Below are 14,390 nucleotides of genomic sequence, written 5' to 3'. Positions count from 1 at the left end.
TTTAGAGTTTAGGTTCCCAACCTGGTTCGTAAGTTCTAGACCAAAGTTTCATTGCATCTCTGTCAAATATTTTACCAGAATTTTCATCAACATTAAAACCTTTATTAATTCTGTAAGAAATATTGGCATAATGCGTTAACATTTGAGAAACCGCTCCTACTTCTATAGACGAAGTTAATTTTTCTTTTCCTCTAATTGCATCGAAAAAATTGGTTACGTGTCTTGTTGTTAAATTACCACCACCACCTAAAGCAAGTCCTCCTTCTGAACCTCCAGATTTTTTCTCTTTAATTAACTTTCCTTTTAAACTGTATAATTCATAGCCATCTCTGTCTACAATAATCAAACCTTTGGTTCCGTAAATAATGGTTCCTCTTCCACGTCCGTATTTTTTATAGGCGTTTCGGCTATCTCCATCCCATTGGATAACTCTATCGTTAGCAAATGTAAATGTTGCCTCCATTTGGTCATACATTTCCCATCCGTCATCTTTAAATTGTCTTTTACCAGCATTTACTTCTACGTATTCTGGATATTTTACATCTAATGCCCAACGTGCTATATCTAGTTCATGCGTAGCATTATTACCCATTTCTGCAGTCCCAAAATCCCATCCATACCAATGCCAATTGTAGTTCCAAGTATCATGAGTATATTCTTTTCTTGGTGATGGACCTTGAAAAAGATCCCAATTTAATTCTACTGGTGGTGCAGCTTTAACAGGAACAGGAACTTTTCCTCTTCCATTTGTGTAAAAAGCTACAGCTTTATATATTTCTCCAATAACTCCATTATGAATTTCTGCAATAATCTCTTGACTTTCTAGAGAAGATCTTTGCTGATTACCCATTTGTACAATTTTATTGTATTTTTTTTGAGCAGCTACTACTAACTTATTTTCATGTGGATTATGGCTACAAGGCTTTTCTAAATATACATGTTTACCTGCTTGCATTGCCATTATTGCTCCCGGTGTGTGCCAGTGGTCTGGTGTTGCCATAAAAATGGCATCTATATTTTTATCGTTAATTATGTTTCGAATATCTTCTTCAGATTTAATTTTATAATCAATCTTTTTTCCGACTCTTTCTTGTGCTTTATCGAGCTGACTAGGCATTACATCGCACAAATACTTTAAGTGAACATTATTTTCTTTAGCAGCTATACCTTCTATATACGAAAAATAACGGCGTCCTAATCCTTGAATTGCAATATGCAATCTATCGTTTGCACCAATAATATTTCTATAGCTTTTTGCAGACATTGCATTTGCAGTTCCTACTAAACCTACTCCTACAGCTGCGGTAGCCGTTTTTTTTAAAAAACTTCTTCTATCTGTTTTCATAATTAGTTCTTTTTAGATTTAGCAACACGAATTTTTATATTTCTAAATGAAACTTTATCACCATGATCTTGTAATAAAATCTGACCTTTTTCTAATAGTCCAAAATTTGGCCATTTTGCATATTTACTTTCAGAAACTAGCTTTAAAAATTCAGCACTTCCTCGTTCATATTCTAAAACTTTAACATCGTTAACCCAGTGTTCTACATGATTGTCTATCGATTTGATATAAGCAGTATTCCATTGTCCAATTGGTTTTAATGGCTTAATTGGGTCTGCTTTAATTAAATCATATAAAGAACATACAGTTCTACTTCCTTCATGAGAACCTCTTTTAGCATCTTCATGTAGTTCATCATCTAAAATTTGATATTCTAAACCTATTGATGAACCAGTACCCTTATTGATTTCTGTATCTACATAATATTTAATTCCACTATTTGCACCAGCAGTTAATTTAAAATCTACTAGTAACTCAAAATTGCTATAATCTTTGGTAGTAACAATATCTCCACCAGCTGCAGACTCTGCACCACCAGTTTCCTCTACAATTAGCTCTCCATTTTCTATAGACCAACCTTTTTCTGGAAATTTAGCAAGTTTAGCTCCTCTCCATCCATTTGTTGTTTTTCCGTCCCAAAGCATTTTCCAACCTGTTCTGTTTTCTTGAAAAGTCAAATTGTTTTTTGTAATAATTGGTTCTAGTGGAGATTTTTTAGAATATTTAGCTAATTCTGTAGTTAAAATTTTAGCGTTTTTCCACATGGTTTGTTTTCCTAATCTATCGGTATGTTTTCCAATTCCGTGAACCTGTAAACCAATAAAACCAGCAGCTGTTTTATCGTCAATTAAATGAGATGCTGCAATTCCATTTACCCAAGTTTTAATAGTATCTCCAATAGCTTCAATTCTGTAGTGATTCCACTCATTTTGTTTAAATGCATTTTGTGCTTCAATATTATCTTTTAAAGGATTTAACCAAAGTCTTCTTTTTTCGTCATAAATCCCACCACTCCATGCTCGCTTTGATGGATCTATTTCAACTTGATAACCATGTACCATTCCATCTCTATAATACGGAAGTGAGTTACTACGAATTTGAATACCAGAATTCATAACTGGATCTACCTTAAAATCAATTTCTAAAATGAAATTGTTATATATTTTATCTGAACACAAAAAAGTGTTTGGGGTATTTGGTACTGTAGTTCCTACAATAGTACCGTTTTCATTTTTATAAGTTGCAGTACCTCCTTTAATGTTCCAGCCTTCCAGAGAATTCTTTGAAAATAAGCTTTCCCACGGAATTGTTTTGGTTTTAGTTTTGCAAGAGCAGCAAAGAATAATAACTAACACTACTATTTTTAAAAATAGGTTCATCTTATATTTTTTAGTTTATTGTTTTGGTGTAAGATAATAAAAAAAGCCTTCATAAAATTATGAAGGCTTTTTAGTAGTTAATTGTTTCTGTATGTTTTACATATCTGCAGCTGGTGGATCTGAAGGCAATATAACATTGTCTATCAAATGTAAAACACCATTTGTACCTTGAATATTTAAAACATCTGCGTTAATATTAGAAATTCTTGCTTGTGGATCTGTAATTGTTAAATTCTCTGCATTAATAACAATCTCATTATCATCTAACAAGGTTTGTTGACTACCACTAACTAAAAGGCTTGAAGGTATATAAGCAGGTAATATATGAGTTTTTGTAATTCTTCCTAACTCAGATTCTGCTATATCTTCTGTGGTAGTGCTTCCTGTGTTATCTCTTTCTAATAAGTAATTATCAAAAGCTTCATTAGTAGGTACAAAAGCGGTAACAATAGAACCACCATTTCTAAGTGACCTCTCAATTCTATTAGGTGTTTCTCCTTCTTCATTAATAAATGTGTCTGCACGTCTTACAGCTGCAATATATCTAGCTAAAGTTGGATTAACTCCAATTAAATTTGCAACCGTTGGTAAGTCTACAACTCTATCTACAATATGAATAACACCATTATTAGCGTCTATATTTGGAGTTACCACGTTCGTATCTCTATTTAATGTTACACCTTCTGCTGTATTGATATATAGGCTTAAGTTATTCTCTATAGTAGTACGACCAACTCTAACACTAAATAAACTACGAGTGTTTATATAACCAGTTGTTAAATCTGAAGCCATTAACTCTCCTTCTAGAATATGGTATAATACAACATTTATTAAAACATCTACAGGTAAATCTGCAACGTCATCTATACCGTTTCTATCTAAAAACACATTGAAAGCTTCATTAGATGGGGCAAACACAGTTGAGTTACCAGGAACATTTAATTCTGTTATAATCTTAAGATCATCTTCATTAGTAGCGGCTGCTTCAATAGTTCTAAGTGCTCTTTCAAATATACTAAGTTCTGGATTAGCAATAATAAATTGACTTATAGTCTCAGGATTTGTAACCTCTTCTGGTACAAACGGTATAAGTTCATCGTTATCTTCAGGAACATTACAAGATACCATTGCTATAAAAGCAAATGCCATTGTAAAAAAGTATTGTTTTAATCTGTTCTGTTTCATTTTATCTATTTTATTAAAAAGATTATCTATAACTAAATTATTAATCTATAGGGAAGTTTGCATATAAAGGATAAGGCTGAAATCTTACTAAGTCATTCATAATATGACCTATACCATTATTTAAAACAATATTATGTACTCTAACTGTTTCATCAAAATCTCTTCCTAATGCACTTTCTGGTAAAGGAGAAGAAGGGTTATTAATATTGATATCCCAACGAGTATCTCTTCTAAACGCAATATCTGCGAACTCATTAGTTAAAGCAATAGGGGTTCCATCTTCATCCAACTCTAAAGTAGGTAAGAATGTTTTAAATAAGAAATCTCTATCAAAAATAGTTAATGTTGGTACTTGTGCTACAAACGTACTAACAATATTATACCTTAAAACAGCTTTTAATATATTAATTTGATCTGGTGCTGTAATGCTAGCCATTAAAGTATCTGGATTTACTAAGGAACCTCCACCTTGAGTATTACCTGTTACCAGTCTGATAATATCTCTATCTCTATTGTTACCAGTAAAAGCATTATTATTTAAAAATAGATATGTTCTATCTGAAGTTGTGGTTTGATTGTATAAATCTTCATACCCTACACGCTTTATAGCTGCTGCCATAAAGTCTAGCTTTTCTCCATTTAAACGTTTTCTATTTTGATCGTCTAAAATTGCTACTGTCCCTTGGCTTTGTATAAACTCCCATGCTGTTATATTAGAGAAAGGATCTTCATCTAAAAATTCTGGAGTAAACTCAAAGTTATCTTGTACATCTAATGTACATGCACTAAATAAGGCTGCAAAAACACTTAGTGCTACTATTTTATATATTGTTTTCATAATTCTATTTTTTACCATCCTAGAGTTTGTGTTAAATTAGGATTTTCAATTAAATGTTGATCCCATACTGGCCAAAGAATACGTTGCTCTGTTAATGGGTTTTCTCCTCTATCTTGTAAAATAGGATTCATAACTTCTAACGCTTTATCATTTCTTACTAAATCCCACCAGCGTTTACCTTCACCTAAAAGTTCAAATTGTCTTTCATCCAATAAAAAATCTATTTGCGTATCAAAGTCTGCACCAAACTGCTCTGTTGTTGCTAAAGGTAATTGTCTTGCTGTTCTTACTTGATTGATTAACTCTAGAGCTCTAGGAGCGTTATTTAATTTTAATTCAGCTTCAGCTAACATTAAAATCATGTCTGCATATCTGTAAATAACAATGTCTGTATCATCATTAGAAGGTACTAATCCTAATGCATTTTTTTGCCATTTATGAACTCTAGCCTCACCTTCGTCAACTGTTCCTACTCCATCTTCAAAACTTCCACCTTCTCTAGTTGCAAACAATCTCCAATCTCCATATAATGGTACAATAGAATCACTTCCATCAGAAGCTATTATTGTTTCTGTAAAAACAGGTGCCGTATCAGGGTACAAGTCATCCCAAATTGTGTCTAATGGAAAACGATTTCTCCATTTTTCTTCAACTTCACGAGTTATGGTCGTAATTTTTGCTCCTGCCGTATAAGCTCTCGCTAAACCTGAAGTAGGAATACCTTGACCTAAAAAGTAATTGAGAGAAAAAATTAACTCAGGTCCTTCCTGTACTTTTCCAGGTCCATCAGGAACTCTAAAGTTTGCAACCTGATTGATAAATAAATCTTGCCAATCTTCTGGTGATCTTACTAAACTATGGGTTCCTAAAGCTATTAATTTCTCTATAGCATCTTTAGCCAATTGATTTTCTCTTTCCCACAAATACACTTCTGCTTGTAAAGCTAATACACTAGACTGTGAAAAAACGAAATTTGAACTTGGTGTAGAAATTAATTGTTCTGCTCTTAACATATCTGGTATCACTACATTTGCCATTATTTCTGCTGCAGGTGTTCTCGTTTTAAAAGCATTATCTATTGTGTTAATAGATTCTGTAAATAAAGGAACTGCACCCCATACACGTGTAATATCAAAATACACTTTTGCTCTCATAGCATACGCTTGTCCTAAGATATTGTTATCAACACCTTCTATAGTTGCTCCTTCATTAATAACACGGTTTGTAAGGTCTATAAATCTATATAAATCAAACCATCTTAATATGTTACGCTCTCCTACATCCATAGAACTATTATGCATAGAGTTTCTTGCAACGTTACCTCCAAACGGTTCCATATTATCAGATCTAAATTCTCCCCAATTAATGTGGTATTGACTATAAGCAGTAGACATTTGACTATATGCTGCTACAAGTGCTAATTGTAAATCTTCATTGTTTTGATAGAATGCCAATCCTGAAATTTGACTTTCTGGCACTTCATCTACAAAATCATCACAGGAATAAAATATCCCTATAGCTACTGATAAAAAAGTAGCAATTTTTATTTTTCTAATTGTATGTAATAACATCTTTAACCTATTTTAAAATTGTACTCTTAAACTTAATAACAACTCCCTGTCATTAGGGTATCTTAAATTATCTTCACTTGGTGCTAAAGGGTTTCCTCTACTTCCAAATTCTGGGCTATACCCTTCATAATTAGTCCAAGTCAATACATTATTAATTGCCAAGTTAAGTCTTAAACTTTTTAACCCAATATCCATCTTTTCTAGGGTCTTTTTTGGGAATGAATAACCAACTCTTGCGTATCTCCAAATAATAAAACTTCCATCAGAAACAAATGAGCTATTTGCAACACCACCTAAAAAGTCAAATCTATTTACCTCTCTATTTCTAGCTGTTAAGGTAGGGTAAGGAGTAATGTCTCCTTGGTTTGTCCATGCATTTTCAATCCTTTCTGGACTTGGTGTTAATACAGAAGCTCTTAAACTATTTCTTTCATGGTCGTACCTTCTGTAAATGTCATTTCCAAAGCTAAAATCAAATAACAAACCAAGTGTAAATCCTTTATAGCTAAAATCTTGTGTAAGACCTCCAAATACTGTAGGCAAACCATTACCTAGCGTTTGAATGTCTTCAGAGTCAATTACAAAATCTCCATTTACATCATCCCAAATATAATCTCCACCCAATAAAGCATCTCCTCCAAAGGTCAATTGTCTAACAACTCCGTCTGTTGGATATGCTTGACCATTTGCAAAACTATATGAACCTAAAAAGAACCCGTTGGAATCAAAATTTGGAATTAATCTTTCTCCAGAAGGTGCATATGCGTTTGATTCATCTCTAGAAAATACTCCGAAGTTTTTATAACCAATCATATTACCAATAGGTTGTCCTTCTTCAATTAAAAAACGACCTTGTTGTATAGGAACTGCCAATTCAGTTACTTCATTTTCTAAGAAACTAATATTAAAACCAGCATCCCATTTAAAACCTTTTTTCTTAATTATAGTACCATTGATATTAAAATCAATACCTTGGTTTCTTACAACACCTCTGTTTTCTTGGATAGACTGAAAACCTGATTCTTCTGGCAACTCTGTTCTCACTAATAAGTCACTAGTTGTTTTTCTCCAAATTTCAGCTGCAATTTTCACCCTATTTTTAAATAGTCCTAGATCTACACCTAAATTTATAGATTCTGTTTCTTCCCATCTAATATCAGCATTACCTAAAAGAGTCCCTGGACCAACACCAATACTTTGTATAGAACCATCTAAACTGTAAGTAAAGTCTGGATTAAAAGGGGTATCAAAAGTAAAATTACCAATTCTATCATTACCTACAACACCAAAAGATGCTCTTAATAATAAATTGTTAATTACATCACTATCTTCTAAAAAGCTTTCTTTACTCAATCTCCATCCTACGTTTGCAGCAGGAAAATAACCAAACTTATTATTCTCTCCAAATCTTGATGAACCATCTCTACGTACAGTAGCACCAATTAAATATTTATTTTGGTAATCATAACTAAATCCAGCAAATAAAGAAAACAAACTATTAGCATCATTCAGCGTTCCATTAGTTGTTGTAAAATTCTCTGGATCATTATTGTTTAAAGTTGTAATTAGCTCATTATTCAACTCTGCTCTCAATCTTAAATTTTCTCTGTTATTTCTTTGTATTTGCATCCCCGCAAAACCAGAAATAGTATGATCTCCCCATGAGTTATTGTAATTAAAAAAGTTTTCTTGCTGCACATTATAGCTTAAATCATGCCTTTCTGTAGCAACAGGTATTGCTAATCTAAAATTTCTATTATCTAAAGCTGATGGTGTAAAAGTTTCATTCTTTAAGTATCTGAAATTAAAACCTAAAGTAGATTTTATAGAAAATTTAGGTGTAAAATTATATTGTAAATAAGTAAAAGAATTTGCTCTGTAATTTCTTGTAACAACCTCTCTTAACTCAGCTTGCTGTAAAGGATTTAAACTAGCTAAACCTGGTGTAGATGGTGTAAACGTACCATCTGGTTCAAAAATTGGCAAATATGGAATACGTCTTGTCAATTGATTTAAAATTTGAAAAGATGGCGCTCCTTTGGTTTCTTCAAACGACATATTTACCACAGTACCTGCTTTGATTTTATCTGATGGTTCTAAATCTAATTTTACACGAGTATTAAATCTTCTGTATCCACTATTTACAATAATACCTTGCTCTTCAACAAAACCTGAATTCCAGTTAAACCTAGCTGACTCACTACCTCCATTAAGAGAAAGGCTCACTTGCTGTCTTGTTGCTGGTCTTGTTACTAACTTTTGAATATCTTCTGAATTCCTAAACAATAAGCTCAATGAATCTCTAATAGACCTGTTACCTACAGGGTTTGGGTTTGCTACTGTTTCCTGTATAATTCTTTGTCTTGCATTAGCCACTGGTATTTGCCCTACCAAACTATTTACACCTGTAGTATGCGTAATAGACAATCTTGTTTTACCAGCTTTACCAGACTTAGTTGTTACTAATACAACACCATTAGCACCTTGCGCACCATATATTGCTGTAGTTGCTCCATCTTTTAAAACTTCTAAAGACTCTATGTCATTAGGGTCAATATTATCAATATCAAATGTTTGCTGACCATCTACAACATATAAAGGACCTCCTTGCGCAAAAGAAGTTATACCCCTAACTCTCACATCAAATCCTGCACCAGGGCCATTATTTGAGAGAATTTGAACTCCAGACAATTTTCCTTGAACACCTTGCAAAGCATCTACTGCCGTCGCTTTCTCTATAGATTCTGCTTTTACACTTGATACGGCCCCAAGTACTTTTTCTCTTGAAACTGCAGCATAACCAATGATAACAATCTCCTCTAAAGCTTCTGCTTCCTCCTCTAAAGTAACATCAATTTTTACTTTTCCTGAAACTTTTACTTCTTTGTTTTTATATCCTAAATAAGAAAACACTAAAGTTTTCTCTGCTGAATTTAATGATAAAGAATAAATACCATCAAAATCAGTTACAACTCCATTAGAAGTACCTTTCTGTAAAACACTAACTCCTGGTATAGGATTACCATCTACATCTGACACAACACCTGTTATCTTCTGTTGTGCTTCTAAATTAAAAGTTGTAAAACCCGAACATAGAAGCAACAGCAAAAGCATGAAGCTATGAACGGTGTTTTGTTTTTTAAACGTTTTTTTCATTTTTAAATTTAGTTTTAAAATAAATTGTTTTGATTAAATTTAGTAAGGTCTGGTTTTAACAACCATTTAACTAATGTACAATTTTACACACAATGTAGTATTTCTGTATCCTGTACTATACTGAAATCTTTATTATTTTACCTTATTTGTATCAAATATTGACACTTTAACATTTTGAAATTTTCAAAACTTATCAAATATAAATATTAATGTCTAACTCATAAGATTTTAGAACAAATTATAAAAAAACATCTCCATAAAAATTAGATAAAATGTATCTTTGAGAACTTTTTTTCTTTACTTTTTAAAATATTATAGATGAATTCATTTCTAACCAATGACTTTTTGTTGCAAAACGATTTTGCAAAGAAACTATATCATGATTTTGCAAAAAAATTACCTATTATAGATTATCACAATCATCTTTCTCCTAAACAGATATCTCAAGATACTAAATTTAAAAACATTACACAAGTTTGGTTATATGGAGATCATTACAAATGGAGAGCAATGCGTGCTTTTGGCATTGACGAAAAGTATATTACTGGAAATGCCACAGATAAAGAAAAGTTTTTAAAATGGGCAGAAGTTGTTCCGTATACAATTAAAAACCCCTTATTTCATTGGACTGCGCTAGAATTGAAAGCCTATTTTGATATTGATGAAATTTTGACACCAGAAAATGCAGAGGAAATTTACGAAAAAACTTCAAAAATTTTACAGCAAAAATCACATTCTGCTAATGGGTTGCTAAAAATGCAAAATGTAGAGAGTTTGTGCACTACTGATGATCCTGCAGATTCTTTAGAGCATCATATTGCTATTTTAAATGATGCTAATAAAGTAAAAACGTTTCCAACTTTTAGACCTGATAACTCTTTTGCTGTGGAAAATGTAGCATCTTACAATCAATATTTATCAAAATTAGAAGTAGTTGCCAACATCAATATTGATAATTATGATGACTTATTAAAAGCGTTAGAAAGTAGAATTTATTTCTTTAATGACAATGGTGGTAGACTTTCTGACCATGGTTTTGAACAATTGTATTTCTTTGAAGAAAATATTTATGACATCAATTCTTTATTTGATAAAATAAAGAATATGCAATCTTTAAGTAGTGAAGAAGTAGCTTTCTTTAAGTTTAAAACAGTTATTGAATTGTGTAAAATGTATCATAAAGTTGGCTGGACGCAACAGTTTCATTTGGGTGCCATTAGAAACAACAATAAAAGATTATTAGATGAATTAGGTCCTGACACAGGGTTTGATTCTATTGGAGATTTTTCTCAAGCTAGAGCCCTAAGTGGTGTTTTGAATACTTTAGACAGTACAAACCAATTGGCAAAAACAATTGTCTACAACTTAAACCCTGCAGATAGTGAAGTTTTTGCTACAATGGTTGGTAATTTTAACGATGGAACCATAAAAGGAAAAATGCAATATGGTGCTGCTTGGTGGTTTTTAGATCAAAAAGACGGAATGGAAAAACAAATTAATGCACTTTCTAATTTAGGATTGTTATCTTGTTTTGTTGGAATGCTTACAGATTCTCGTAGCTTTTTATCTTTTCCGAGACATGAGTACTTTAGACGTATTTTATGTAATGCCATAGGAACTGATGTGGAAAATGGGGAATTACCTGCAGATGAAGCTTTTTTAGGGAAAATTGTAAGTGATATCTGTTACCACAATGCAAAAAACTATTTTAACTTTAAATAAAGGAACATGAATATTATTAAATGGGGAATTATTGGTTGCGGTGACGTGGCTGAAGTAAAAAGTGGTCCTGCTTTCCAAAAAGTAGTCAATTCTGAATTGATTGCTGTTATGAGAAGAAATAGTACAAAAGCTAAAGATTTTGCAGAAAGACATCATGTTCCTCATTGGTATGATACTATTGATGACATTATAAATCATCCTGAAATTAATGCACTTTATATTGCAACTCCTCCTTCTACACATTTAGAGATCGCAAAAAAATGTTTAGCCGCTGGTAAATTTGTGTATTTAGAAAAGCCAATGACCATAGACGCAGATGAAGCTAAAGAATTAGAAAAATTAGTTACCAAAAATGACAAAATAGTTATTGCTCATTATAGAAGAAATTTGCCTGCTTTTCAAAAAGTAAAAGAGTTATTAACTAGTAATAGTATTGGAAAAGTACACTTTGCAGACATCACAATTCTACAATCAACAACAAATAATGTTATTGCTAAAACAGATAATAACTGGCGTCTAAAACCTGAAACATCAGGAGGTGGATATTTTCATGATATTGCCCCTCATCAAATAGATTTGATGTACCATTATTTTGGGGATATTAAAAATGCTCAGGGATTTAATACAACCTCACAAAATCACAAAGTTGCCGATATTGTAAACGGAATTATTGAATTTGAAAGTGGAGTTCAATTTAGAGGTATATGGAATTTTATTGCCTCTGATAAAGATGTAAAAGACGAATGTAAAATCTATGGTGAAAATGGAACTATCACTTTTTCTTTTTACGGAGAGAAAGTATTTTTAACCACTTCTGATAAAACTGAAGTATTTTCGTTTGAAAACCCAAAACACGTGCAACAACCTTTGATAGCCCAAACTGTCAATTATTTTTTAGGTAAAGCTGAAAACCCTTGTAAACTAGAAGATGGAGTACAAGTCATGAAAATCATAGATACATTTACAACTTAGAATATATTTAATTTTAGGATGTTTTCCTTTTGAGATAAATATTATAAATTAATCCCGATAAGATTAGTAAAATACCCAAAAGAGTCCACGTATTATAAACGTCTCCAAACCAAAATGTTCCTATAATTATCGTAAAAATTACCTCTAAGTATTTTATTGGAGCTACCAAATTGGTTTCTTCTGCTTGTAATGCTTTTGTCATATATAACTGACCAAAATAACCAAAAATCCCTGTACTAAGAAAGAACCCCCACTCTAAAGGTGTTGGCTGTTCCCAATATTTTAGACACATTATTCCTCCAAATACAAATGCCATAATCATAAAATAATTTATAATCACTAAAGGATGTTCTGTGTTTCCAATTTTACGAATTAACACAAAAATTAGTCCTAAAAAAACCGCAGAAAGAATTACAAAAACCAATCCAATAGCTTCTACCTCTGCACCAAAACCTTTAATAATTAAAACTCCTAAAAAAGCAATACAAAACAACAACCATTGTATAGGTTTTATTTTTTCCTTTAAAAAGAAAAGTGCCAAAATAGCTGCAAATATAGGCGCTGTATACCGTAAAGAAACGGCTGTACCTATACTTAAATAGTTTAAAGACTTAAAAAAAAGGGTTAAAGAAACTACACCAGCAATACCTCTAATGATTAGCCACTTTTTGTTATCTCCCCAAAAAGGTATTTTCTGTTTAACTATTAAAGGAATTGTGAACAGCAAAGTACCTACAGATCTAAAAAAAACAACCTGATACACGTTAAACGTACTTAAATACTTAACTACAGAACCCATTAGCGAAAATGCAATTGCGCTAAAGATCATGTATAAAATAGCCTTCTTTTGTGTCATATGAAATTAACACAAATATAAATCAATAAAAGGTTACTTTACCTTAAACCTAAGTAAATTAATTGTTATACTAAATCAAAAACTCTTGGCAACCACAAAGTCAAGTCTGGAAAATACGTTATTAATAACAACACCCCTATCATTACCAAAAACAACGGTAACAACGGTTTTATTACTTGTTGTATTTTTAAATCTGCAACACTACACCCCACAAAGAGTACAGAACCTACTGGTGGTGTACACAAACCAATACATAAGTTCATAATCATTATGATTCCGAAATGAATTGGATCCATTCCTAATTCTGTAACAATTGGTAAGAAAATCGGTGTAAAGATTAATACAGCAGGTGTCATATCCATAAAAACACCAACAAATAACAAAATTAAGTTGATAATAATTAAAATAACTATTGGATTATCACTAATAGACAGTAAGGTATTGCTTATTTCTTGCGGAATATTCTCGTAACTCATTACCCAAGACATTGCTATGGATGTAGACACTAATAACAATACTATTGCAGATGTTTTTACAGTTTCCAATAAAATTGGAGAAATATCCTTTACCGTAATTTCTTTGTACACAAAGCCCAAAACCAAGGTGTAAATTACTGCAATTGCAGATGCCTCTGTAGCTGTGAAAATTCCAGCAACAATTCCTCCAATTACAACAACCAATAACATTAAACTAGGAAAAGCATCTATAAATCTTTTAAAGAACTCTTTAAAACCAACCATTTTATCAGTTGGGTATTTTTTTATGATTGAATAGATTAAAGCCACAATCATTAATGCCAAACCAATTAACAAACCAGGTATATATCCAGCAATAAATAAAGCTGCAATAGATACACCTCCACTGGCTAAAGAATATACAATTAACACGTTACTTGGCGGAATAATTAAACCTGTTGTTGCACTAGTAATGTTTACTGCTGCACTAAATGATTTGTCATACCCATCTTTTTCCATCATCGGGTTCATAAATCCTCCAATTGCAGATGCTGCGGCTACCGCAGAACCAGAAATGGCTCCAAATAACATACAAGAAATGATATTTACAAAAGCTAAACCTCCAGGAAGTGGACCAACAATGGCTTTTGCAAAATTTATGAGTCGTACTGCTATCCCTCCTCGGTTCATAATTTGTCCAGCTAGGATAAAAAATGGGATTGCAGATAAGGTAAAACTATCTAATGATGTAGCCATTCTTTGCGCTAGAGTAGTAACACTTGGTAAAAATGGCATTGCACTTAATAAGGTGAATAAAGCTGCTAAACCAATAGCAAAAGCAATTGGCACTCTTAGTGATAAGAAAACCAAAAAGCTAACAACTAAAATAAGGACTTCTACTAAATTCATAA

Annotated in this window: 10 protein-coding genes; 2 read left to right on the top strand and 8 right to left on the bottom strand. The window is 32.1% G+C overall.

Going from position 1 to position 14,390, the window contains the following annotated elements; all coding sequences use genetic code 11:
* Window position 1: 1 nt before the first annotated feature.
* The 6 genes from DUT90_RS12960 to DUT90_RS12935 form a co-directional block, all read right to left on the bottom strand.
* The gene (locus tag DUT90_RS12960; RefSeq protein WP_114427597.1) at window positions 2-1,345 is read right to left on the bottom strand and encodes a Gfo/Idh/MocA family protein; all 1,344 of its coding nucleotides are present in this window, start codon (window positions 1,343-1,345) and stop codon (window positions 2-4) included.
* Between the two features lie 2 nt (window positions 1,346-1,347).
* Window positions 1,348-2,724 carry a DUF1080 domain-containing protein gene (locus tag DUT90_RS12955; protein ID WP_114427596.1) on the bottom strand — a complete coding sequence of 459 codons (1,377 nt, stop codon included), beginning with the start codon at window positions 2,722-2,724 and terminating at the stop codon, window positions 1,348-1,350.
* 96 nt (window positions 2,725-2,820) lie between these two features.
* Window positions 2,821-3,909 (bottom strand): fasciclin domain-containing protein, encoded by a 1,089-nt coding sequence (locus DUT90_RS12950; protein WP_114427595.1) that lies wholly within the window; start codon window positions 3,907-3,909, stop codon window positions 2,821-2,823.
* 40 nt (window positions 3,910-3,949) lie between these two features.
* Window positions 3,950-4,747 (bottom strand): hypothetical protein, encoded by a 798-nt coding sequence (locus DUT90_RS12945; protein WP_147266219.1) that lies wholly within the window; start codon window positions 4,745-4,747, stop codon window positions 3,950-3,952.
* An 11-nt stretch (window positions 4,748-4,758) separates the two neighbouring features.
* Entirely contained in the window at window positions 4,759-6,318 is a 1,560-nt protein-coding gene (locus tag DUT90_RS12940; protein WP_114427593.1) for a RagB/SusD family nutrient uptake outer membrane protein, read from the bottom strand.
* A gap of 12 nt (window positions 6,319-6,330) precedes the next feature.
* Complete coding sequence (locus DUT90_RS12935) at window positions 6,331-9,474, bottom strand: SusC/RagA family TonB-linked outer membrane protein (protein WP_114427592.1); 3,144 nt, start codon at window positions 9,472-9,474, stop codon at window positions 6,331-6,333.
* Between the two features lie 318 nt (window positions 9,475-9,792).
* Here DUT90_RS12935 and uxaC point away from each other — a divergent pair, with 318 nt between their 5' ends.
* Window positions 9,793-11,196, top strand: coding sequence for a glucuronate isomerase (uxaC, locus tag DUT90_RS12930; RefSeq protein WP_114427591.1), 1,404 nt, complete (start codon window positions 9,793-9,795; stop codon window positions 11,194-11,196).
* A 6-nt stretch (window positions 11,197-11,202) separates the two neighbouring features.
* Window positions 11,203-12,168 carry a Gfo/Idh/MocA family protein gene (locus DUT90_RS12925; protein WP_114427590.1) on the top strand — a complete coding sequence of 322 codons (966 nt, stop codon included), beginning with the start codon at window positions 11,203-11,205 and terminating at the stop codon, window positions 12,166-12,168.
* Between the two features lie 13 nt (window positions 12,169-12,181).
* Here the strand turns inward: DUT90_RS12925 and DUT90_RS12920 are convergent, their stop codons facing one another.
* Entirely contained in the window at window positions 12,182-13,024 is an 843-nt protein-coding gene (locus DUT90_RS12920) for a DMT family transporter (protein WP_258848562.1), read from the bottom strand.
* Between the two features lie 65 nt (window positions 13,025-13,089).
* Window positions 13,090-14,388, bottom strand: a complete 1,299-nt coding sequence (locus DUT90_RS12915) for a TRAP transporter large permease (RefSeq protein WP_114427589.1) — start codon at window positions 14,386-14,388, stop codon at window positions 13,090-13,092.
* Window positions 14,389-14,390: the final 2 nt, after the last annotated feature.

The sequence above is a fragment of the Polaribacter sp. WD7 genome (assembly GCF_003335085.1).
Classification (GTDB): domain Bacteria; phylum Bacteroidota; class Bacteroidia; order Flavobacteriales; family Flavobacteriaceae; genus Polaribacter.
The sequence above is the reverse complement of the archived record's forward strand: the minus strand, read 5'-3'. Positions and strand labels throughout refer to the sequence as shown.

Coding starts and splice junctions, on each gene's coding strand:
- DUT90_RS12920 (WP_258848562.1), bottom strand. CDS start 13,024: ATGACACAAAAGAAGGCTATTTTATACATGATCTTTAGCGCAATTGCA.
- DUT90_RS12955 (WP_114427596.1), bottom strand. CDS start 2,724: ATGAACCTATTTTTAAAAATAGTAGTGTTAGTTATTATTCTTTGCTGC.
- DUT90_RS12935 (WP_114427592.1), bottom strand. CDS start 9,474: ATGAAAAAAACGTTTAAAAAACAAAACACCGTTCATAGCTTCATGCTT.
- DUT90_RS12940 (WP_114427593.1), bottom strand. CDS start 6,318: ATGTTATTACATACAATTAGAAAAATAAAAATTGCTACTTTTTTATCA.
- DUT90_RS12925 (WP_114427590.1), top strand. CDS start 11,203: ATGAATATTATTAAATGGGGAATTATTGGTTGCGGTGACGTGGCTGAA.
- DUT90_RS12945 (WP_147266219.1), bottom strand. CDS start 4,747: ATGAAAACAATATATAAAATAGTAGCACTAAGTGTTTTTGCAGCCTTA.
- DUT90_RS12915 (WP_114427589.1), bottom strand. CDS start 14,388: ATGAATTTAGTAGAAGTCCTTATTTTAGTTGTTAGCTTTTTGGTTTTC.
- uxaC (WP_114427591.1), top strand. CDS start 9,793: ATGAATTCATTTCTAACCAATGACTTTTTGTTGCAAAACGATTTTGCA.
- DUT90_RS12950 (WP_114427595.1), bottom strand. CDS start 3,909: ATGAAACAGAACAGATTAAAACAATACTTTTTTACAATGGCATTTGCT.
- DUT90_RS12960 (WP_114427597.1), bottom strand. CDS start 1,345: ATGAAAACAGATAGAAGAAGTTTTTTAAAAAAAACGGCTACCGCAGCT.